Origin of the sequence: Mycobacterium sp. UM_11 (assembly GCF_001414075.1) — a bacterium.
Lineage (GTDB): Bacteria > Actinomycetota > Actinomycetes > Mycobacteriales > Mycobacteriaceae > Mycobacterium.
In genome coordinates this window covers 1-282 of sequence record NZ_LATC01000287.1, presented here as the reverse complement: position 1 = coordinate 282, position 282 = coordinate 1, and the positions used below count along the sequence as shown (strand labels likewise).

Annotated in this window: 1 protein-coding gene; it reads right to left on the bottom strand. The window is 62.4% G+C overall.

The window, feature by feature from the left end; all coding sequences use genetic code 11:
• On the bottom strand, positions 1-282 hold a 282-nt coding region (locus tag WU80_RS25060; RefSeq protein ID WP_156371921.1), incomplete at both ends, for a condensation domain-containing protein.

Sequence of the window (282 nt, the reverse complement as noted above, 5' to 3'; positions counted from 1 at the left end):
GTTCTGCCAGGCGAGGACGACTTGGATCAGGGGGTGATGGCTGAGGCTGCGGGTGGGACCCAGCCGCTCCACCAGGACCTCAAAGGGCACGTCCTGATGCTCATAGGCCGCCAGACTGCGCTGCTGCACCTGCGCCAACAACTCCGCCACCGTGGGATTGCCCGACAAATCCGTACGCAACACCAACGTATTGACAAAAAACCCGACCAACTCATCCAACGCCGGATCACGACGCCCCGCGATCGGAAACCCCACCGCCACATCCGAAGTCGCACCCAGCTT